This is a genomic window from Desulfonauticus autotrophicus, assembly GCF_055381725.1.
Genome location: NZ_AP042395.1, coordinates 755,040 through 775,278, shown reverse-complemented (window position 1 = coordinate 775,278; position 20,239 = coordinate 755,040). Strand labels below are relative to the sequence as shown.

The window sequence follows — 20,239 nt, the reverse complement described above, 5'->3', positions numbered from 1 at the left end:
AATGAAAACAGATTATTTTCTTAAATTAGGTAAAATAGCCTTAGAAAAGGCTACAGAAAAGAGTGTAAATATTGCTCATAAGCAGCAAAATCAAAGAGAACTAAAAAAATTAAAAGAAGTAGCTCAGGATTTTGAAGCTATTTTTTTGCAAAAAATCTGGGAACAAATGCGCAAAACTGTACCTAAAGAAGGTTATTTACATAGCAAAGAAGAGGATATGTATTTAAGCCTTTTTGATATAGAGTTGAGTAAAATTATGGCCAAAAGTGGAGGAATAGGTTTAAGCGAGCTTATTTTTGAACAACTAAAGGAACGAGTACAGCATTTAAATTCTCCTGCTGAAGTAGTAGACAAAGAAGCCCAAAATATAGATGAGCAAGTGGATAGATTGGCCAGGAAAATAGTTGAGCAAAAGCAAAGCCCTAAGGGAGGCATTGTTGCTTTTCCCCAGAGCCTTGCACCTGATAAAAGACCAGGGGAAAACTTTGTTTGGCCTGTAAAGGGAGAAATAAGCTCTTCCTTTGGATGGCGAATTGATCCGTTTACCGGTCAGAAGGCCTGGCATAGCGGGATAGATATTGCAGTGCCAAAAAATACTGAAGTTAAAGCCTGCTGGTCAGGAAAGGTAATTTTTGCAGGAGAAAAGGCAGGTTATGGCAAAACCGTTATCCTCAAGCATAAAAATGGACTTATTTCTCTTTATGCTCATAACTCCAAATTGTTGGTAGAAGAAGGTCAGTTTGTGCGTTTTGGCCAAAAAATTGCTTTATCTGGAAGTAGTGGCAGATCAACTGGTCCCCATCTACACTTTGAACTTAGAAAAGGTGAACTGGCCTTAGATCCTCTGGCCTGGCAAAACAAGGAAGATAACTCTTTAACTGCTTAAGATAATTAAAAAAGAGGAAAAAGATGTTTAAAGAAATTTTGCAAAGATTAAACAAGGCCATGGAGTTATTGCTAAATTTACTAGAGGAAGAATTTTCCGCTTTAAAGAGTAGAGAAGTGGAGAAAATTTCCTCTCTGGAAGCTTCTATTCAGCTTTTATTGGAACAACTGGAAAAAGAAAAATTTTTTCTTAAGGAAAGGATTCAAAGAGATAATTCTCTTGGTTTAAATGATTTTTTTGCCACTTATCCTCAAGGGGAAGAGGCTTTTTTGTGGAAAAGTCTGGAAGAAAAGCAACATAAAATACATTTGGCAAGCAAGCGCAATAGTGACCTGGCTTTTGCCTTAGCCAGACAAACAGTTGATTTACTTACTTTTTTACAAAAGAAAATTAAAGATAGTAATAGAGATAATGCCATTTATAATGCGGGAGGAAAGGTTCAAGGAATTGACAATGTGAGAAAACTCAGGAGTAGTTTTTAATGCCTGGAATAAATTCTATCCTGGACATTGCAAGGCAGGCCCTTTTTGCCAATCAATCAGCAATAGAAGTAATTGGCAATAACATAGCCAATGCCAATACTCCTGGCTATAGAAGACAAGAAGTACGTCTGGAAGAAGCTCTAGCCATTGACTATGCTCCAGGGCAGTTGGGCACTGGAGTTAGGGCTAAAGAAGTAATCAGGCATTTTGATCAGTTTGTAGAGGATCAATACAATACCAGAGCTTCTCAAAGGGAAATGTATTCCAAGTTATATGAAGCCTTAAAGAATGTGGAAATACTTTTTAAAGAGTCTGAAGATAGTGGTATAAACCAAGTTTTAGCTCAGTTTTTTGCTGATTGGCAGGAATTAAGCCAGCGCCCTGAAGATAGTAGCGTGCGTACTGCTCTTTTGGGTCATACCCAAAATCTTATTAATGCGCTTCACCTTACCTCTACAGATTTAAATAATTTTGAATTGCAGATGGATGACTTTATTGGGCAAGATGTGGATAGGGTTAATGAGATTTTAAAGGAGATAGCTAGCTTAAACACTGAGATTACCATTCACGAAGAGCCAGGAAAAAATAATGCCAATGAATTAAGAGATAAAAGAGATGCTCTGGTCAGAGAATTAGCAGAAAAGATAGATATTAATTATATTGATAATGGCCTGGGGAATGTTATTATAACCACAAAAGGTGGACATACCCTGGTGGATGGAGATTCTTATTTTGAACTTAAATTTGAAACTGCTAAAACTATTACTTCTTTAACCAGTGGTTCAGCCTTTACGGATAGTATTTATTATGAGGGTAGTTCCAATTATGAATATACTATTGTCATAACGACTGGTGGAGCGGCAGATGGTACAGCTCAGTTTAAAGTGTCTATTGATGGAGGAAAAACCTTTCTGAAAGATGAAGACGGCAATGATCTGGTTTTTGCTGCAGATGCCTACAATAATAGAATTACTTTGCCCAATGGAGATTTGAAAATCTGGTTTGGCAGTGCCAGTGATCCTCAAAGTGCTGCTACTACTAATTTGTCTGCAGGAGATAAATTTACCATTATCCCTAAAACAGGCCTATATTGGTATGAAAATGCTTCTAGTTTTATGAATATTACGCCCCAACAGCTTCCTGATGGTTCTTTAAACGAACGTAGACTTATTGGAGGAAGTATTGCTGGTTATTTTTTATTTCGAGATGCTTATGTGGGCAAGTATCAGGAAAAATTAGATGCTCTGGCCAAATCCCTGGCCTGGGAAGTAAATAGAATCCATTCTCAGGGAGCTGGATTGGAAAAATTTACTTATAATCAAGGAAGTTATGAAGTAACCAATACCAGTGTTGCCCTGGGTAGTGCTGCTTCTGGTTTAACCTTTGGCAGCAAATTACAAACAGGTAATTTTTCCCTCTTTATCTATGATAGTAGTGGCAATTTAGTAAATGATGGGCCTTTAGATTTTGACTCAGGCACTGCTGGAATCCAAAATTTTGATCCCAGTTCTCACAGTTTAGAGGATGTGCGGGATGCTATAAACAATACTTTTGGCACTTATGTTACAGCTTCTATTGTGGACAACAAGCTTTTTATTCAGAGAAGAGATAGTTATTCTTTTGCCTTTGGTGAGGATAGTTCTGGCCTTTTAGCTGCCTTAGGGCTTAACTCTTTTTTTGCTGGTGAGGATGCGAATTCCTTAAAAATAAATGATTTTGTTCATAGCAATATTAGCTATATAAATAGTGGACATGTGAATGGAGATGGAGAAGTAAACACAGGAGATAATTATATAGCTTTAAGTATTGCTGAACTTGGAAACAAAGATGTAAAAATATATACAACAATAGATGGAACAACTTCTCAGACCATTCAGGAATATTATAACAATTTGGTTGGGAATGTTGGTGCTGACACTGAAATGACAAATTATAACTATAACTACAATAAAGTATTGGCTGATGATTTAAATAGTAGACAGGAAGAGATATCTGGCGTAAATATGGATGAAGAGATGAGTAATTTGATTAAATTTCAAAACTCTTACACTGCTGCAGCTAAATTGATTCAAGCAGCCAATGAGATGGTACAGGTTTTGCTTAGTATGAAATAATTTTTTATAGAGAGGAAGGTATGCGAGTTTCTCAAAGAGATTTATATACAAACTTTATAAACCAGATGAATTATTCCACTTCAAAATTAATGGAGTTGAATAAAAAGGCTTCTTCTCAGAAAAAAATCAATGTACCTTCAGATGATCCTGTGGGAATGACAAGAGTTTTAAACTATCGAGATTCCATATCGGCTCTGGAGCAATATGCAAAGAATATTGATACTGCCAAGGGATGGTTAAACCTAGCTGATGAAACTTTGATGCAAGTAAATACCATTTTAACAAGACTAAAAGAGATTGCAGAGCAATCTGCCACAGGGACTTTGACTAAAGATCAAAGATTAGCCCTTTCCTATGAAGGAAGACAGCTTTTCAGCCAGCTATTGAATTTGTCCAATACTGAATATGAAGGCAAGACTATTTTTTCCGGGCATAAAACTACGACTAATGCCTTTCAAGAAGTATTATGGATTACTTCCAATCAGGATGATGATGTAGAAAATTATATAAATAATATTAATGGAAGCAATTCACAAACTGTTTTAGTTCAATTTTTAGATAGTGGAGTAGTAGGAACAGATACCTTAAACTATAGATACTCTACTGATGGGGGGGAAACCTGGAATACAGGGACTTTAACTGCAGGTAATACCACCCTTAATGTGGCTGGAGTACAAGTGGATTTTAGTGCTGGTTATACAGTAACAGCTAATTCTGCCACTGATTATAATGATACTTCTGGGACCTGGCTATGGATAAGGCCCAGCGCAGAGTATCTGGGAGATAGTGAAGAAGATATTGAACTGGATTTTTATACCCAAAATACTGCTTTAACTGCCAGTGTATTTGGAGAGTTTTCCAGAGATGTAATGGTTAGAATTGATGACATTAGTGGAAGCACTGTTACTTATTCCTATTCTACAGATGGAGGAGTTTCCTGGGATACTGGGCATACTACAGATAATACCACCTTGCTTTTACCTGAAGGAAGAATTGAAGTAAATGCTACCAGCAATTTAACTGCAGGTGATCAATTGTTAATCAGGCCTGCTCGGGCCAAAATAGAATTGGAAATCTCAGCCAGTGAAAAGGTACAAATCAATAATATAGGCAAGGATATCTTTGGAGGTATTTTTGAAGGCAGTGCTGTGTTTGATGGAGAAGGAAAAAATTTATTTGAAACAGTGGGTAAATTTATTGGTTTCTTAGAAACCAATAACCAGGATGGAATTCAGGAAAGTCTGGAAAATTTAAGTGCAAGTTTAAAACATATTTCTACCCAGCTGGCTTCTGTGGGAGCCAGGGAAAATCGTTTGGAAGTTGCAGACACTATTCTTTCTGGTCTTTCTTTGAATGAAAAAGAGAGGCTTAGTAATATAGAAGATGTGGATGTTGCAGAACTTATGACAGAGCTTAGCAATCAGCAAATAGTATATCAAGCTGTTTTGAAGTCTTCTGCTATGATAATGAGAATGAATCTGCTTAATTATATTTAATTGTTATGTTAATATTATCTAGAAAAAAAGTGAAAGTTTTTTTATTGGAGATAAGATAAAAGTCACTGTTTTAGAGTGTAAGGGTAAAACTGTGAAGTTGGGCATAGATGTGCCAGAAGAGATAACTGTTTTTAGAGAAGAGATATATTTAAAAATTAAAGAAGAAAATAAAAATTCTCTTTTAAATAACAAGGAAGACTTTTATAAGGTTTTAGATTTATGGAAAACAAAATAATTATATCTTCTAGAGTTGGTAAAGTAGCTCTCGAAAAGGATAAAATAATTACTTTTCCCAGAGGACTTATTGGTTTTGAAAACTATCAAGAGTTTGTTTTACTTCAAATAAAAGATGATTCACCTTTTTTCCTTTTGCAGAATATAAAAAATAGCCGTTTGGGATTAATTGTAACAGACCCTTTTTTATTTGATACTAACTTTAGTTTTAGTTTGAATTCTATCGAAGAAAAGATTTTAAAGATAAAGAAAAGGGAAGATATAGTAGTTTTGGTAACAGTTAATATCCCTCCTGGTGAACCAGAAGAAACAACTTTAAACTTTAGTGGTCCTATTATTATAAATAAAAAGGATCGCCTGGGTTTACAGATTGCTTTGGCTGACCCTAAGCTTTGTAGGTATTTAAAATTAAAAGACTTTACTTACAAAAAAACTTCTTTAGCTCCACAGATCTAATTCTTCTTTTACCAGTTTCTCAGCTATCTTTTGCGCATCAGGTTGGTAGGTGTTGTTGACTATCTGTTCTTTTAGGACAGCTATTTTTTCACTGCGTTCTTCTGGGCTTTGGCGAGCTACATTTAGGGCTTTGGCATAGAGTTTTGCTTCTTGGGAAAGGGAGACTTTATCTGCAGTAGAACTGGACTTTTTGGGAGATGAGGATTTTTTTTGTTTTTCTATTTGTTCTTGCTCAAAGGCTTTTACTTTATCTAAAACATTTTTTATTTCCATAACCTCTTCTCCTGGTTTAGAGCATGGTCTTGTTTACTTTATTGATGGTAATTTGCCATAATTTCTGCAAAATTTGTTCCTTCTCTTGAGGAGTTAATTCTTCTAAACCCTTAGCTGTCTTTTTTAAAATGTGCAAGTCATCTCCATTGGGTGGTGGGTATTTAAAAATTAAAGGCATACCCACTTCTTTTTCTAAATCGGCTTTTATTTCTAAAACTATAGGATTTTCGCTTTCTGAAGTTAAAAGATTTTCAATAATTTCTCTGGAGATTTTTTCCACCATTTGTCGACGTTTGGCTTCTGGCGAGATAGATATGGTATCTTCTCCCATTTGCCTGAGAATACGCTTTAGGCGTGCAATCCTCCTGCCCTGATTTAGCTCTTTGATATAAACCTTAATTAGATTTTTATTGTAAGGATTTATGGTCATATTTCTCCTCTTCTACCTTTTTATCGACAACTTTTTTTAAAACTTTAGTTTTTTTTAAAAAAAAATATTTTTGTCAAAAAAAGGTAACAAGGAGGGTGAATAAGCAAAGAAAGTTTTAATTAAACAGGAGGTTATAAAGATGTTTAGAACTTATTTAAAGTGGTGGTTGGTAGTGGCGTTATTTTCTGGAATGGTTTTTTATTCCACTTTAACTATGAGTAATTATCTGGCCCTGTCTGTAGTTTTTTAAAGCTCTTTACTACGCTTAAAACTGGCTAAAATGCCTTCTAAGATGGCAGTGCGCAGGCCTTTTTCCTCCATTTTGTTTAGCCCATAAATAGTAGTCCCTGCTGGAGAAGAAACCATTTCTTTGAGTTCACTTAAGGTAAGAGCTTCTTTTTGGGCTAACTCTACAGCCCCTTCAAAGAGGGCTAAGGCCATTTCTTTACTTTGCCTGGCAGTAAACCCAAGGGTAATTCCTGCCTGGACAAAGCTTTCCAGGATGAGAAAAACAAAGGCTGGGCCAGAACCAATCATAGCTGTAAAGCCATCAAATAACTTTTCTTCCAGCACATAGGTTTTGCCCAGGGAAGAAAAGATAGAGAGAACAGTTTCTTTTTGTTCAGAAGTGAGCTCTGGATGGTCAAAGCAGAGGGCAAAAACTCCTTTGCCTATAAGGGCTGGAGTATTGGGCATAACCCTTACCAGAGGACAGAGGTTTTGACTAAACTGGGCTAGAGATTCTAACTTTATTCCAGCAGCAATGGATATAAGGCATTTTCTACTTCCCAGTTGAGGAAGTATTTGATTTATAACTGAACTGATGTGTTGAGGCTTTACAGCCAGGATAATGTAATCTGAATTTTTACTGAGTTCTTGAACGCTTTCAGCAATAAGAAAATCTGCTTCTTGGCTTAAGTTTTCAATTTTTTGACTATCCAGCTCATAAACATTGAGGATAAATTGTTTTTGGGCAGAGAGCCCTTTAATTAGGGCTCCTCCCATATTTCCAGCACCAATAAAACCTATTTTGGTTTTCATTGTCTAACCTACTATTTCTAACTTATTGAAAAAATAGTTTATTTCTATTTCAGCATTTTCCTTGGAATCAGAGCCGTGCACAGAATTTTTTTCAATATCCAGGGCGAATTTTTTGCGGATAGTGCCTTCTTCTGCCTTGGCAGGGTTGGTTGCTCCCATGAGCTTTCTGTACTTTTCAATGGCGTTTTCACCTTCTAAGACAGAAACAACCACAGGGCCAGAGGTCATAAAATCAGTCAAACTGTCAAAAAAGGGTTTGTCCTTGTGCACTTGATAAAATCCTTCAGCTTGCTCTTTGGTTAATTTGATTTTTTTTAAAGCTACTATTTTGAGACCTGCTTCTTCAATCATTTTGAGAATTTCACCTGTAAGGTTGCGGGCAGTAGCATCAGGTTTGATAATGGATAAAGTCCTTTCAACCATTCTAAGTTAACCTCCCTAAAAATTTTTCTTCTTCTACAGTTTAAACTTTAAATAGGCAAGGATAAAAAAGAGTCTAAAGTAGCTCTTCTACCAGGATTGTTTTAACCTGGGGAGATTTTTCTTGAGACCATTTTTGCAGGGCTTTAAAGGTTTCTTCATAAGGATGGCCAATGGCAATAGCTGTTCCCTTTTTTAAAGCCAGAGCCTCAGCCTTTTTTAACTGGAAAAGAATACTTTTTTCATCCTGAACATTATCCAGAAAAATATCCCTTTTGAGTAGTTTTATTCCCATTTGTTGGGCCAGAAGTGTTGTAACACTTTTAGGCGTGGTAAGGCTATCTAAGAAAAATAGATTTTTCTTTTAAGTATGGAAAATACTTTTTTCATTCCAGGTTTATATTCCGTAAACCTTGATCCCATGTGATTGTTTACTCCTTTCACATAGGGCACTTTTGCTAAATCTTGTAAGCAGGTTTGTTCAATGCCCATTAAGTCCATAAAGGTAAAGAGAGCACCAGGCCCAGGGTTGGCTTTTTGGGGATAGCCTTGGGGCTCCATGGGCAGATGAAGCATCACTCCCTGGTTTTTTAAATGGGTTTTAGTGGCTATTTCTCTACTATGAGGAGCATAAGGTAAAAAAGAAAAGGTAAGTTTAAGAGGTAAAGACAGTAGTTTATTGGCTAAAGGCACACTTCTACCCATATCGTCGATAACAATAACTAATTTACCCTGGGTAACTGTTTTTGGTAGGTATTCTTCTAAATAAATAATATGGGTTAAAATGTTGTTAATTGTAAGATAATAGGTTTGAGGTTCAACTTTTCTTATACTAGCAAAAGGAGTTAGCTTTTTGATGTTTTTTTTAAGATTAGATATAAATTTTGCAGGATTCGAAACATAAAGAGAAAGTTCTTGTAGTTTAAAAGATATATTATCCAGATATCTATCTTTATAATTATGACTGGTTATTTTTACTTTTTGTCCATGATTTGTATACAAACTCTGTATAATAATTAAATCTACTTCTTTTAATTTTAAAATAAAATCATTTTTTACTTCTTCTTCATATTCCAGATGATTATTTTGAGGAGTATTTTTTATGTTAGTGGGAGTAGTATTTATTTTTTGTTTTTGGGAAAAACTATATTTTTTAGGAGGAAGGTCTAGGTATTGATATGCTTTATATAGAGATATAGCTAATACAAATAGAAGGAGAGAGAGTAGAATCAAGCTAAAAGAATGTTTTTTTCTTTGGGTTTTTTTGCGAGTTTTCTTTTTCTTGGCCATGAGGATAAAAAAAGCAGAGGGAATTATCCCTCTGCTTTATTCAGAGAAGCTTATTTTTTTTAGCAAAGGAAGTTTTTTTACCACTTCTAAGGCGATTTTTAGTTGATTGTCTTTGGAGAGCATTTTTTGGGCTTCCCCATTTATTTTCTTTTTTGAATTTTCTTCTGGGTGAGTTGGGTTTTTTAGATGCTGGCTAAGGTCTTTTTCTCTAAGCATTTTTTCTTCTTCTGGACTTAATTCCTGATAGGGTATCTCTAAATCTGGTTCAATACCATCGGCTTGAATGGAGACTCCAGAAGGTGTGTAATACAGGGCAATGGTGAGTTTTATGGCTGAGCCGTCAGAAAGGGGAATAATGGTTTGCACCGAGCCCTTGCCAAAAGTCTTTTCACCAAGGAGTAAAGCCCTTTTTTGGTCTTTAAGAGCGCCAGCTACGATTTCAGAGGCAGAAGCAGAACCAGCATTAACCAGCACTACCAAGGGAGCAGTCACATCTGTAGGGTCTTTATGGGCAAAGAACTCTGTTTTTTGTTCTTTGTGTCTTCCCTGAGTATAAACTATAAGTCCTTTGGATAGGAAGATATCAGAGACTTTAATGGCCTGATCTAAAAGTCCTCCAGGATTGTTGCGCAGGTCTAAAATCATGCCTTTTATATTTTTGTATTTTTTTAAAGAATTTAGAATTTCTTTAGAAGTAGTGGCTTTAAAATCTGTTATCCGTACATAGACATAACCTGGTTCCAGTTCCAGAGTTTTTACAGTATGAATGGGTATGGTATCTCGAACAATGGTAATTTTTTCTGGTTTTTCTGCGTCCTTATGCAAAATAGTAAGAGTAACTGGTTTGCCTTTAGGTCCTCTAATTTTTTTTACCGCATCCATAAGGCTTATGCCTTGAGTGGATTCTCCATCTATTTCCAAAATAATATCTCCAGCTTTTAAACCAGCTTTGTAGGCTGGAGTGTCTTCAATGGGAGCAATAACTACTAGTCTTTTATCTTTCATGCCAATTTGAATACCAATGCCACTAAATTTACCAGAAAAATCCTCTTGCATGGATTTGAGTTCATCTGCTTCAATATAGGAAGAATGGGGGTCTAGCTGTTCTAGCATGCCCTTTATAGCCCCCTTCAGGAGTTCTTGACGGGTTTTAGGCTCTACATAGTTTTGTTCCACCAGATTTAAGACCTGGCTAAACTGTTTTAAGGCCTCATAATCAGAATAAGTTTTTGCTAACAACTGGGATTGAGGAAGAAGAACCCACAAACCTATTATTGCTAGTAAGGAAATAAAACGAGACATGGATATCCTCCTAAAAAATATGCTTAAGCCACTTCAAAGGATTAACTGGTTTTTGTTTAAAACGCAATTCAAAGTAAAGGCCATAATTCTTTATTTGAGGGTAAAAACCGCAAAGTCCAATTATTTCTCCTTGCTCTACTTCCTGTCCCAGTCTAACTAAACTCTGAGATAAAAAGCTGTAAAGAGTATAATATCCTTTACCATGAGAAATAATAATAACCCTACCAAAACCTCTTAAAAGATCGTTATGCACTACTTTACCCCAGAACACTGCACGAACAGGCTCATCCTTTTTTAAAGCTATTCCTATGCCTCGTTGAGGTGGTTTTTTTCTTAGGTTAAAATTTATTTTTATTTTTCCTTGAGCAGGCCAAAGAAGTTTTCCTTTGGCTTTGGCAAAGTCTTTACTGGTGAGCATTAAAAATTTATAGTTCAGCTCTTCTACAATAGACAAAACTTCTTGAATGCGCTCTTCCTGTTTGAGTTTAAATAAGCGCATTTCTTCTATCTTTTTGAGGAATTCCAGTTTTTTAGCCAGAAGGGAGTCTTTTTCCTGGTTAATACGGGCAAGTTGTTTTTCTTTTTTAGAAATTGTATCCTGAATTTCTAGCAGTTTCAGGGTTAACTGTTCACTGTAATAAGAAAAAGTTTTATATTTTTCATTTATTTTACTTAAAATTATTTCTAACCATTTACTTTTTAACTTGTATTCCTCTTCATTTTTATAGTCAAGAATACTACTATCTTTTTGTTTTAAATATATAGGCCAAAAATTATTTAAAATATTTTCCAGTTCTTTTTTAACTTTTTCTTTGTTTTTAGCAACTATTTTATAGTCATTCATTAACTTTTTTTCTTTATTTTTTATTTTTTCAAGTATTTTTTCTTCTTCTTCTACTTTTTTTTCTATTTCTATAATTTGATTATCAATTTTAGTTATTTCTAGTACAGACTTTCTTTCTTCTTTACTAAGTAAATTTAATACTTTTTTTCTTCTCTTATTTTCTTTTTATAATTTTCTATCTTTTGTTTTATTTCACTTATAGAGCCAAAACCAAGAGAAAAGGTTAAGAAGATTGCTAGGGATAAGTATGATAAGATTAGAAGATATTTTTTAAAGGACATTGGTCGCACTTAGGATTTTTTTTATGGCACCATCTTTTTACTGCTCTAACGATAAGAGCATGATATTCGTTGTATAGTTCTACATTTGGCTCAAGATTAGTCATGAATAAGTCCTGTACTTCTTCATAAGAAGTTTCTTCTGGAACCAGTCCGTGTCTATTTAAAAGTCTTTTAGTATACGCATCCACTACAAAGATAGGTTTTTCCAGGGCATAGAGCAGGATACTATCTGCAGTTTCAGGCCCAATACCTTTGATGGATAAAAGTTTTGGTCTTAGTTCGGCAAGGTCTTTTTTCTTTAAAGCCATTAGGTTTAAGTTGGCTTCTTGGTTTAAGAAGTGTAGGAAGTTTTTAATCCTTTTGGTTTTTAGGCGGTAAAACCCAGCTGGTCTAATTAAGTTGGCCAATTTTTCTTCTGAAAGAAGAAAAAGTTTTTTTTCATCTAAAAGATTTTCCTTTTTAAGGTTGAGAATGGCCTTTTCCACATTGTTCCAGTTGGTATTTTGGGTCAGAATGGCCCCAAGAGCGATTTCAAAGGCACTGTTTCCAGGCCACCAATAACTTGGTCCCAGGGCAGAGTAGAGGGTGGAATAGATTTGAAGAAGTTTTTCTTGTTTAGTCATAGGAAAAGAGCAAGGCTACCCATTCCTTAGAATTAAACTCTTTTGTTAGTTTAAGTCCTGATTGTAAGTAAGCTTCTTTTACCTTGGAAGCTTGTTCTTTTAATATTCCAGAAAGAATCAATTTGCCTTGTGCTTGAAGGTGTTTAAGTATTTCTTCTCTCATTTTGATTAGAGGAGTAGCTAGGATATTGGCTAAAATTAAAGAAAATTTTTGAGGAATATTTAATTTTTTTAAGGAGCCCAGCTCTAGAGAAAAGGAATCTTGCACCTGGTTTAATTTTATATTGTGTCTGGCATTGTTAATGGCATGAGGGTCTATATCCAGGCCTATTCCGGTAAGGCCCAATTTAGCACAGGCTATACCCAAAATCCCAGAGCCAGTTCCTACATCTAAAAAGGTGTCTTTGGAAGTTAATAAGTTATTTTGATGTAGTTGAGCTATGACCTTTAGACAAAGATAGGTTGTGGGGTGATGTCCTGTACCAAAGGCCATTTCTGGATATATAAAAAGAGGCAAAAGATTGCTTTTTGATTTTTCCCAGGTAGGTAGAATTTCAAAGGTGTTTTCTATTTGAATGGGAGTAAAAAATTTTTTCCAGTTTTCTAACCAATCCTGTTTGGGAAGTAAAAAGGTTTCAGTTTTTATTTGAGGGAATTTGCTTTTAAGAAAAGAGACTGTTTCTTCCAATTCCTGAGGAGTGGTGAAAAAAATTTGAACTTTTTGCTCTTCCAGAGAAGTGGACTCCAGTTCTTCCCATCCCCATGGAACCAGTAGGTAGAGAAGTCCCTCTAAAGGCTCTAATAGGGACTTGGGAAAGGAGAGGATAAGTCCTAAAAATTTATCTTCCACGGGCCTGGTATCTGGCTAAGTGTTTTTCTAGACGTCTGCTAAAAGAGGTTAGAACATAACAGACAATAAAGTAAAGCACAGCAATGGTTAGAAAAATTTCTGTAGGTGCAATCAGGGTCCTGTTGTTTACCTGGGTTGCAGCCCTGGTTAATTCATTTACCCCAATAATATAAGCCAAAGAGGTGTCTTTGGTAAGGCTTACGAATTGATTGACAAAAGAAGGAATCATATTTCTTAAGGCCTGAGGTAAAATAATATAACGCATGGCCTGAAAATGGTTAAGCCCTGTACCTCTTGCAGCTTCCATTTGTCCTTTGGGTAAAGCCAGGATGCCAGCCCTTACGATTTCTGCAATATAAGCACTGGTAAAAACAATAAAACTGATGAGCGCACTTGTGGCCTCAGGCAAGGTGTGTCCCAGGAGTATGGGCGCTAAGAAGTAAAACCAGAATATAACCATTAAAAGAGGGGTTCCTCTAACTATTTCAATATAAACCATGGCTGGATATTTGAGCCAGGGTTTAGAGGAGATGCGCATTAGTCCAAAGAAAAGTCCCAGCCAAAAAGCACCAAAAATACCACCAATGGCCAGTAAAATTCCCATCGCCAGACCACCCAGAGGTCCTTCTGGGTAGGCTCCTATTAAAAAATAGTCCATGTTATTCCATACAACTTCCCAGTGCACTGTCTACCTCTCTTGAATCTAGTATTTTAAGTTACGTAAAAAGTGTTTGTTATATAAATTGACCAATAGAGAAATAGTTAAAGAAATGGCAATATAAATTACAGTAGCTGCAGTAAAGGCTTCAAATCCATGAAATGTATAAGACTCTATCTGTCTAGCCATGTAAGTAAGTTCCATTACACCAATGGTCATGACTAGAGAAGAGTTTTTAGTCAAATTTAAGAATTGTGAGATTAGGGGAGGAATGATTATTCTAAAGGCTTGAGGTAAAATTACATAAGACATAGCTTGAATAAAACTAAGCCCACAAGCCCTGGAAGCTTCTAATTGATTTTTGGGAATGGAGTTAATTCCAGAACGAATTTCCTCTGCAATAAAGGCAGAGGTATAAACTGTGAGGGCAATTACTCCCGCAGCAAATTCAAAGTCTTGCTGGTATAGCCATTCATTTACCGCTTTGGGTAAAACAGCATCTGAGCCAAAATACCAGAAAAATATTTGGACCAATAAGGGAGTATTTCTGAAAAATTCAGTATAAGCAAGACTAAACCATTCTAAGGGTTTTACTTTGGAGAGTCTAAACACAGCAATGATGGTCCCTACGATTAAGGAAAAGAATATAGATACTGCCGAGATCTTTAAGGTTACAATAAGACCATCTATCAACCACTGGCCATATTCACCTGTTAAAACCAACTTCCAATCAAACTGATAGTTCAAGTTCGCACCTCTTTACAGGATTTTTTAGAAAAAGGAGTTTGGGATTTACCCAAACTCCCTGTATAGTTAGCTTTTAATAAGGCCAAACTTCCATCTTCCAGGTTAGAGGAAGATAGTATTTAGTTTGAGGACCAAACCATTTGTTGTATATTTTTTGGTATTCACCACTGTTCCACATATCAACCAGGGCTCTGTTTACAAAGTCTCTAAAATCAGAGTCATTTTCAGGAAGACCAATGCCATAGGGTTCGGAAGAAATGTAATCGCCTACAATGACATAGTCATCAGGATTGGGAGCACTGTTTTTTAAACCAAGCAAGATAGTGGAATCTGTGGTTACAGCAGCCACTTTGCCCTGTTGAAGGGCCAAGAAAGCCTGAGGATAACCTTCAAAGGAAAGCACAATACACTTGGGCTGAGCTTCCTTGATGTTTTTTTCAGAGGTAGAACCTTTGGCTGTACCTACTTTTTTCCCAGCCAGATCAGCTACAGACTTGATCCCAGAATTTTTCTTTACCAGGATTTTTTGGCCATCCATAAAATAGGTAATGGAAAAATCAATGGTGTCATCTCTGGAGAACTTGTGGGTCATGGTAGCTGCAACTAGATCTACAGAGCCTTGGGTAAGCATGGGAATACGAGTAGCAGAGGTTACAGGCTTTAATTCCAGTTCCACTCCTAACTTATTGGCAATATACCTACAGATATCCACATCAAAACCCACCAGTTGATTGGTGTTTTCATCCACGAAACCAAAGGGTACAACAGCGTCCTTTACGCCAGCAATGAGTTTGCCTCTAGCTTTGATTTCTTCCAGTTTTCCCGCGAAAGCCAGGCTGGACAAAAGCATTACTGTGGCCAAAACAAACATTAGGCCGGTTAAAAATCTCTTCATAAAAAACCTCCTCCTTTTTTATTTATAATATTTCCTTTAAAAAGGCCTTTGTACGTTCATGAGTGGGATTGGTAAAGAAATGTTCTGGAGTACCTCTTTCCAAAATTTCTCCTTGATCCATGAAAATTACCCTGTCAGCCACTTCTCTGGCAAAGCCCATTTCATGGGTAACACAGAGCATGGTCATTCCATCTCTAGCCAGGTCTTTCATAACATTTAAAACTTCATTAATCATTTCTGGATCTAGAGCTGAAGTGGGTTCATCAAAGAGCATTACTTTAGGCTTCATGGCCAAAGCTCTGGCAATGGCTACCCTTTGCTGTTGACCGCCAGAAAGTTCTGCTGGATATTTATGGGCCTGGTCTTTAATACCTACCCTTTCCAGAAGCTCTAAGGCAATGCTTTCAGCCTGGTCTTTAGGCATTTTTCTTACCTTAATGGGAGCCAGGGTAATGTTTTTTAATACTGTTAAATGTGGGTAAAGGTTAAATTGCTGAAAAACTATTCCTATTTCAGCCCGTAAGTTGTTTATATCCACAGAAGGCTCATGAATGCTTTTTCCTTCAAAAAGGATTTCTCCCTTATCAATTTCCTCCAACCTGTTAACACAGCGAATCAAGGTGCTTTTCCCTGAACCACTAGGTCCACAAATAACCAAAACTTCACCTTTTTCCACTGTTTCATTGATGTTTTTGAGAACATGAAAGTTGCCAAACCATTTGTTTACATTACGTATTTCCAGATATGCCATGCTCCTTTCTACCCCTTTTAGTTGAGTTTTTGGTGAAAGTGTGAGACAGACCTTCATAAACCAGGCCCGTGTTTTTGTCAAATAGATGAATTTTTTTCAGCTAAGCTTTGCCTGGGCAAAGAGCTAAAAGATAATTCTTGGCAAATAGGGAGATTCTGGGTATATAAGAAAAATTGTAGCTAAAAATATCTCCTAAGTGGGAATTTATTAAATTTTTATGGTTAAAATTCACTACCTTCCGGCAAAAAACTGTGTCTTTTATCGGCTTGGTTTCTGTATCTACCCAGAAGTCTTAAATCCAGGATACAATCAGTCCTTTCAATGTACTATCTTGTTGAAATGGGAAGAAGAATATGACCAGCTTTTGGATAAGGCTGAAGTTTTTGGCTTGGAGCTAGAAAAGGTCGAAAAGATTTGGACCAAAAAAAGCAATACCCGTTATGAAGAAATCAAAAAATGTCCTCACTTTGTAGAAGGAGAGGAAAATTTTTGTCGTTATTTGTATGGTTATACCTGTTTATATGAATTACCTAAATGTAAGGGAAAGTGTAAGCATTATACCCTGGCTGAAGAAGGCTAGAAGGAGTTGGTATGGATAAGTGGTTGTTTTTTCCTTATTTGCATGAAGAGTATATTGACCCTCAATTAAGGGAAAGGGGGAAGATTTTAAATATTGGTTTTTTAGAACCAAAGACGCAGGTTTTTACTCCCTCTAATCTTTATTTTTCCCCTAAGGAGGCCAGAGCTTATTTGAATTTTTGTTTGGAATTTGGTGCACAGTTTAAAGATATAAAAGATATGAAAGCTTACTTATTACAACAAAACAGCCCCCTGGAGCCTGAAGGAGTGCTAAGTATAAAAAGTGAGCTCCTGGCCAGAGATAAGTCCAAGGAAAATACAAAATCGCTAGAAGAAAATCGTAAGTATCATATGTTGCTAATTTTATATTATGCCTATGAAGAAAGAATAATGGAAATAATAAATCTGGAAAAAAGTTTGGATGAAAAATTAGCATCTATTAGAGATATTATGGGAGTAGAAGAAGAACTTAACTTAAGTAAAAAATTATTTTTTAATGACCTTACTGGTAGATATGAGTTAAAAGCAGAACTAGTTTTTCCAGCTTTTAAGTTTTTTGCTCCACAAGCTGGTTTTATTGTTAGTGATGAGAGTGTATTTGAAGAGCTTAAAAGTAAAGGTGTGGAGTGGAGAAAAGAAAAAGAAGAAAATAACTATTTTGCATATTCTGGAGAATATAAAAACAGTAAATTTGTTTATTACAAAAAGTTAAAAGATAGAGAGGAGGCAGTGTAATGACAAAGGAAAAAATTGGACAGCGTATTAAGAAGTTTAGAGAGATGGAAGATATAACCCTTGCAGAACTCTCAACCAGAACTGGACTGGATGAAGATTTTTTAAGAGCTGTAGAAGAAGAGAATATATATCCTTCTCTAGGTCCTTTACTAAAGATTGCCAGAGCCTTGGGTACCAGATTGGGTACTTTTTTAGATGATACTATAAGTCAGGATCCTTTGATTATAAGGCTGGAAGAAAGAAGTGAAGAGCTTACCATTTTAAAGGGTAAGAATAAACCAACCAGTCTGCGTTTTTACTCTTTGGGTAAGGGAAAAAGCGACAGGCACATGGAACCTTTTTTTGTGGAAATATTGCCTGAATCTTCTACTGAGAAAAGCTTTCTTCCCATGAAGGAGAAGAATTTATTGTAGTTCATTCTGGAGAAATAGAGCTTATTTATGGCCAGGAGACCTATATTTTAAAGGAAGGTGATAGTGTTTATTATAACTCTATAGTTCCTCATTATTTGTCTTGTAAAGGAGATAAGCCAGCATCCATTTATGCAGTTCTTTATTTTCCAGAAAATTAAAGGAGGATTTTTACTAAATGTGGGATAAACCTTTGCGTGAGATTACCATTGGTCAGCTTTTGGATGAGACTACAGAAAAATATCCAGATAATGACTTTGTGGTTTATGTAGATAGAGATTTTAGGCTTACTTATAGGGAGTTTTCTGAACTGGTAGATAATTTAGCCAAGGGATTGATGGCCCTGGGAGTGCAAAAGGGAGAAAAGGTGGCTATTTGGGCTACCAATGTGCCTTATTGGGTGGCTTTACAATTTGCTACAGCTAAGATTGGAGCTATTTTGCTAACTGTAAATACCTATTACAAGAGAGATGAATTAGCCTATTTACTTAGGCAATCTGAAGCAGAAAACATCTTTTTAATTGATGGGTTTAGAGATACAGACTATGTGCAGACTATTTATGATTTGGTCCCAGAACTTAAAACCCAGGAGAGGGGATTTTTAAAGAGCAAGGATTTTCCTCATTTAAAACGCGTCTTCTTTTTAGGCCAGGAAAAGCATCGAGGCATGTACACATTACCCGAAGTGCTGTCCATGGGTAGGCTCATTAGTGAGGCAGATTATAAAGCCAGGCAAAAAAGCCTTTCTCCTCACGATGTGGTAAATATGCAGTATACTTCAGGGACCACAGGTTTTCCCAAGGGAGTTATGCTTACTCACTATAATATTGTGAATAATGGCTACTGGATAGGAGAAAACCAAAGGCTGGGGCCAGAGGACAAGATTTGTTTACCTGTTCCTTTGTTTCACTGTTTTGGTTGTGTTTTGGGAGTACTAGCTGCTTGCTCTCATGGTTCTACTCTGGTTATCCTGGAAACTTTTAATCCTTACCTGGTGATGGCCTCTATTGAAGCAGAAAAATGCACAGCCCTTTATGGCGTTTCCACCATGTTTATTGCTGTTTTGGAGCATAGAAGTTTTTCCAAGTTTGACTTTAGTTCTTTAAGAACCGGGATTATGGCTGGGTCTCCTTGTCCCATTAAAGTAATGCGTCAGGTTATGGAAAAGATGAATATGAAGGAGATTACCATCTGTTATGGTTTAACTGAGGCTTCACCCGTAATGACCCAGACCAGAGTGGATGACCCCATTGAAAAAGAGTGGAAACAGTGGGTAAGGCCATGCCTGAAATAGAGGTGAGAGTGGTGGACCCAGAAACCAATAAGCCAGTGCCTCCTGGAGTTCAGGGAGAAGTATGTTGTCGTGGTTATAATGTGATGAAAGGTTATTACAATATGCCTGAAGCTACCATGGCTGCTATTGATGAAGAAGGGTGGTTGCATTCTGGAGACCTGGGAGTGATGGACGAAGAGGGATACTTGAGTATTACTGGAAGATTAAAGGATATGATTATCAGAGGAGGAGAAAATATTTATCCTAGGGAAATAGAGGAATTTTTATATAATATGGAAGGGATTAAAGATGTTCAGGTGGTAGGAGTACCCAGCAAGAAATATGGAGAAGAAGTGGGAGCTTTTATTATACCCAAGGAAGGATATGAGCTCACTCCTGAAGATGTGCGAGATTTTTGTCGAGGGCGTATTGCCAGATATAAGATACCTAAATATATAGCTTTTGTAAAAGAATATCCTCTGACTGCTAGTGGTAAAATTCAAAAGTACAAATTACGGGAAATGGCAGCACAACTTTTTCCAGAAGCTTAAACAGGGAGGGCTATTTGTTTATTTGTAATCCATTGGCTAAGCTTAATGGAGAAATTAAGGGGATTATTTTTGATTGCGATGGAGTTTTGTTTGACTCTAAAGATGTAAATATAAAATATTATAATTGGGTCAAGGAAATGTTTGGTCTTCCTCCTCTAAGCTTAGAGGAGGAAGAATATGTGCACATGCACTCAGTGCATAATTCCTTTAAAAAAATACTTCCTCCAGAGTTTTGGCCTAGAATAGAAGAGATAAGGGAAAAAATAGATTACAGTAAGCTTTATCCTTATTTAAAAATGGAGCCAGGCCTGGTTGAGCTTTTAAGTGATTTAAGACAATGTGGATTTAAATTGGCCATAAATACCAATAGAACTAATACCATGCTTCCTATTTTAGAGGTCTTTGGGTTGAATCATTATTTTTTCCCGGTAATCACTGCAGACAAGTTGGCCTTTCCCAAACCCTATCCTGAAAGTTTGTTTCTTATTTTAAGTATCTGGAAATTGGAACCAAAAGAAGTGGCCTATATTGGAGATTCCAAGGTTGATGAAGAGTGCGCCAAAAGGGCAGGAGTGCCTTTTTGGAGTTATAAAAATCCTGGTCTGCAAGCTGAAATGT

General features: G+C 36.3%; 20 protein-coding genes and 4 pseudogenes. 11 read left to right on the top strand and 13 right to left on the bottom strand.

Annotated elements, in window-relative coordinates; genetic code table 11:
- The first annotated feature begins 1 nt into the window (after position 1).
- The 6 genes from ACZ42F_RS04500 to fliW are packed head-to-tail and all read left to right on the top strand — an operon-like array spanning position 2 to position 5,668.
- Complete coding sequence (locus tag ACZ42F_RS04500) at positions 2–886, top strand: peptidoglycan DD-metalloendopeptidase family protein (RefSeq protein ID WP_464279911.1); 885 nt, start codon at positions 2–4, stop codon at positions 884–886.
- Between the two features lie 23 nt (positions 887–909).
- Positions 910–1,368, top strand: a complete 459-nt coding sequence (gene flgN / locus ACZ42F_RS04495; RefSeq protein ID WP_464279910.1) for a flagellar export chaperone FlgN — start codon at positions 910–912, stop codon at positions 1,366–1,368.
- A complete protein-coding gene (gene flgK, locus ACZ42F_RS04490) occupies positions 1,368–3,482 on the top strand; it encodes a flagellar hook-associated protein FlgK (RefSeq protein WP_464279909.1) in 2,115 nt (704 codons plus the stop codon). Before flgN ends, flgK begins: the two co-directional genes overlap by 1 nt.
- 20 nt (positions 3,483–3,502) lie before the next feature.
- A complete protein-coding gene (flgL, locus tag ACZ42F_RS04485) occupies positions 3,503–4,978 on the top strand; it encodes a flagellar hook-associated protein FlgL (RefSeq protein ID WP_464279908.1) in 1,476 nt (491 codons plus the stop codon).
- Positions 4,979–5,021: 43 nt separating this feature from the next.
- A complete protein-coding gene (locus ACZ42F_RS04480; RefSeq protein ID WP_464280196.1) occupies positions 5,022–5,213 on the top strand; it encodes a carbon storage regulator in 192 nt (63 codons plus the stop codon).
- Entirely contained in the window at positions 5,198–5,668 is a 471-nt protein-coding gene (gene fliW / locus ACZ42F_RS04475) for a flagellar assembly protein FliW (protein ID WP_464279907.1), read from the top strand. Before ACZ42F_RS04480 ends, fliW begins: the two co-directional genes overlap by 16 nt.
- On the opposite strand, the gene flgM is transcribed toward fliW, so the two are convergent.
- From flgM to ACZ42F_RS04410, 13 genes and pseudogenes are all read right to left on the bottom strand, one after another.
- Complete coding sequence (gene flgM / locus ACZ42F_RS04470) at positions 5,651–5,941, bottom strand: flagellar biosynthesis anti-sigma factor FlgM (protein ID WP_464279906.1); 291 nt, start codon at positions 5,939–5,941, stop codon at positions 5,651–5,653. The genes fliW and flgM overlap by 18 nt on opposite strands.
- 16 nt (positions 5,942–5,957) lie before the next feature.
- The gene (locus ACZ42F_RS04465; protein WP_029968924.1) at positions 5,958–6,371 is read right to left on the bottom strand and encodes a DVU0524 family FlgM-associated protein; all 414 of its coding nucleotides are present in this window, start codon (positions 6,369–6,371) and stop codon (positions 5,958–5,960) included.
- Positions 6,372–6,617: 246 nt separating this feature from the next.
- A complete protein-coding gene (proC, locus tag ACZ42F_RS04460; RefSeq protein ID WP_464279905.1) occupies positions 6,618–7,412 on the bottom strand; it encodes a pyrroline-5-carboxylate reductase in 795 nt (264 codons plus the stop codon).
- Positions 7,413–7,415: 3 nt separating this feature from the next.
- A complete protein-coding gene (ndk, locus tag ACZ42F_RS04455; RefSeq protein ID WP_464279904.1) occupies positions 7,416–7,835 on the bottom strand; it encodes a nucleoside-diphosphate kinase in 420 nt (139 codons plus the stop codon).
- Positions 7,836–7,908: 73 nt separating this feature from the next.
- Positions 7,909–8,537: pseudogene (locus ACZ42F_RS04450) on the bottom strand (divergent polysaccharide deacetylase family protein).
- A gap of 621 nt (positions 8,538–9,158) precedes the next feature.
- Positions 9,159–10,424, bottom strand: coding sequence for a S41 family peptidase (locus tag ACZ42F_RS04445; RefSeq protein WP_464279903.1), 1,266 nt, complete (start codon positions 10,422–10,424; stop codon positions 9,159–9,161).
- A 10-nt stretch (positions 10,425–10,434) separates the two neighbouring features.
- Positions 10,435–11,268: a murein hydrolase activator EnvC family protein gene (locus ACZ42F_RS04440; protein ID WP_464279902.1), complete on the bottom strand. Its 834-nt coding sequence runs from the start codon at positions 11,266–11,268 to the stop codon at positions 10,435–10,437.
- 256 nt (positions 11,269–11,524) lie between these two features.
- Positions 11,525–12,172: an endonuclease III domain-containing protein gene (locus ACZ42F_RS04435; protein WP_464279901.1), complete on the bottom strand. Its 648-nt coding sequence runs from the start codon at positions 12,170–12,172 to the stop codon at positions 11,525–11,527.
- Positions 12,165–13,022 (bottom strand): 50S ribosomal protein L11 methyltransferase, encoded by an 858-nt coding sequence (prmA, locus tag ACZ42F_RS04430; protein WP_464279900.1) that lies wholly within the window; start codon positions 13,020–13,022, stop codon positions 12,165–12,167. The genes ACZ42F_RS04435 and prmA overlap by 8 nt, the downstream gene beginning before the upstream one ends.
- Positions 13,012–13,707, bottom strand: coding sequence for an amino acid ABC transporter permease (locus ACZ42F_RS04425; RefSeq protein ID WP_464279899.1), 696 nt, complete (start codon positions 13,705–13,707; stop codon positions 13,012–13,014). The genes prmA and ACZ42F_RS04425 overlap by 11 nt, the downstream gene beginning before the upstream one ends.
- Positions 13,708–13,725: 18 nt before the next feature.
- On the bottom strand, positions 13,726–14,427 hold the full coding sequence (locus ACZ42F_RS04420) for an amino acid ABC transporter permease (protein ID WP_464279898.1): 702 nt from the start codon (positions 14,425–14,427) through the stop codon (positions 13,726–13,728).
- Between the two features lie 73 nt (positions 14,428–14,500).
- On the bottom strand, positions 14,501–15,322 hold the full coding sequence (locus ACZ42F_RS04415; protein ID WP_464279897.1) for an ABC transporter substrate-binding protein: 822 nt from the start codon (positions 15,320–15,322) through the stop codon (positions 14,501–14,503).
- A 22-nt stretch (positions 15,323–15,344) separates the two neighbouring features.
- On the bottom strand, positions 15,345–16,073 hold the full coding sequence (locus ACZ42F_RS04410) for an amino acid ABC transporter ATP-binding protein (protein ID WP_464279896.1): 729 nt from the start codon (positions 16,071–16,073) through the stop codon (positions 15,345–15,347).
- Positions 16,074–16,290: 217 nt separating this feature from the next.
- Here ACZ42F_RS04410 and ACZ42F_RS04405 point away from each other — a divergent pair, with 217 nt between their 5' ends.
- From ACZ42F_RS04405 to ACZ42F_RS04385, 5 genes and pseudogenes are all read left to right on the top strand, one after another.
- On the top strand, positions 16,291–16,653 hold the full coding sequence (locus tag ACZ42F_RS04405) for a hypothetical protein (protein ID WP_464279895.1): 363 nt from the start codon (positions 16,291–16,293) through the stop codon (positions 16,651–16,653).
- An 11-nt stretch (positions 16,654–16,664) separates the two neighbouring features.
- Positions 16,665–17,387, top strand: a complete 723-nt coding sequence (locus tag ACZ42F_RS04400; protein ID WP_464279894.1) for a hypothetical protein — start codon at positions 16,665–16,667, stop codon at positions 17,385–17,387.
- Positions 17,387–17,958, top strand: a pseudogene (locus ACZ42F_RS04395) (helix-turn-helix domain-containing protein). Before ACZ42F_RS04400 ends, ACZ42F_RS04395 begins: the two are co-directional and overlap by 1 nt.
- Positions 17,959–17,975: 17 nt before the next feature.
- Positions 17,976–19,621: pseudogene (locus ACZ42F_RS04390) on the top strand (AMP-binding protein).
- Positions 19,622–19,635: 14 nt separating this feature from the next.
- Positions 19,636–20,190: pseudogene (locus tag ACZ42F_RS04385) on the top strand (HAD family hydrolase); the annotation flags it as partial.
- Between the last annotated feature and the right edge of the window lie 49 nt (positions 20,191–20,239).

What these genes read in the sequence shown, in the direction of transcription:
- ACZ42F_RS04500 (WP_464279911.1), top strand. Translation starts at nt 2, where the DNA reads ATGAAAACAGATTATTTTCTTAAATTAGGTAAAATAGCCTTAGAAAAG.
- flgN (WP_464279910.1), top strand. Translation starts at nt 910, where the DNA reads ATGTTTAAAGAAATTTTGCAAAGATTAAACAAGGCCATGGAGTTATTG.
- flgK (WP_464279909.1), top strand. Translation starts at nt 1,368, where the DNA reads ATGCCTGGAATAAATTCTATCCTGGACATTGCAAGGCAGGCCCTTTTT.
- flgL (WP_464279908.1), top strand. Translation starts at nt 3,503, where the DNA reads ATGCGAGTTTCTCAAAGAGATTTATATACAAACTTTATAAACCAGATG.
- fliW (WP_464279907.1), top strand. Translation starts at nt 5,198, where the DNA reads ATGGAAAACAAAATAATTATATCTTCTAGAGTTGGTAAAGTAGCTCTC.
- flgM (WP_464279906.1), bottom strand. Translation starts at nt 5,941, where the DNA reads ATGGAAATAAAAAATGTTTTAGATAAAGTAAAAGCCTTTGAGCAAGAA.
- ACZ42F_RS04465 (WP_029968924.1), bottom strand. Translation starts at nt 6,371, where the DNA reads ATGACCATAAATCCTTACAATAAAAATCTAATTAAGGTTTATATCAAA.
- proC (WP_464279905.1), bottom strand. Translation starts at nt 7,412, where the DNA reads ATGAAAACCAAAATAGGTTTTATTGGTGCTGGAAATATGGGAGGAGCC.
- ndk (WP_464279904.1), bottom strand. Translation starts at nt 7,835, where the DNA reads ATGGTTGAAAGGACTTTATCCATTATCAAACCTGATGCTACTGCCCGC.
- ACZ42F_RS04445 (WP_464279903.1), bottom strand. Translation starts at nt 10,424, where the DNA reads ATGTCTCGTTTTATTTCCTTACTAGCAATAATAGGTTTGTGGGTTCTT.
- ACZ42F_RS04440 (WP_464279902.1), bottom strand. Translation starts at nt 11,268, where the DNA reads ATGAATGACTATAAAATAGTTGCTAAAAACAAAGAAAAAGTTAAAAAA.
- ACZ42F_RS04435 (WP_464279901.1), bottom strand. Translation starts at nt 12,172, where the DNA reads ATGACTAAACAAGAAAAACTTCTTCAAATCTATTCCACCCTCTACTCT.
- ACZ42F_RS04415 (WP_464279897.1), bottom strand. Translation starts at nt 15,322, where the DNA reads ATGAAGAGATTTTTAACCGGCCTAATGTTTGTTTTGGCCACAGTAATG.
- ACZ42F_RS04410 (WP_464279896.1), bottom strand. Translation starts at nt 16,073, where the DNA reads ATGGCATATCTGGAAATACGTAATGTAAACAAATGGTTTGGCAACTTT.
- ACZ42F_RS04405 (WP_464279895.1), top strand. Translation starts at nt 16,291, where the DNA reads ATGGTTAAAATTCACTACCTTCCGGCAAAAAACTGTGTCTTTTATCGG.
- ACZ42F_RS04400 (WP_464279894.1), top strand. Translation starts at nt 16,665, where the DNA reads ATGGATAAGTGGTTGTTTTTTCCTTATTTGCATGAAGAGTATATTGAC.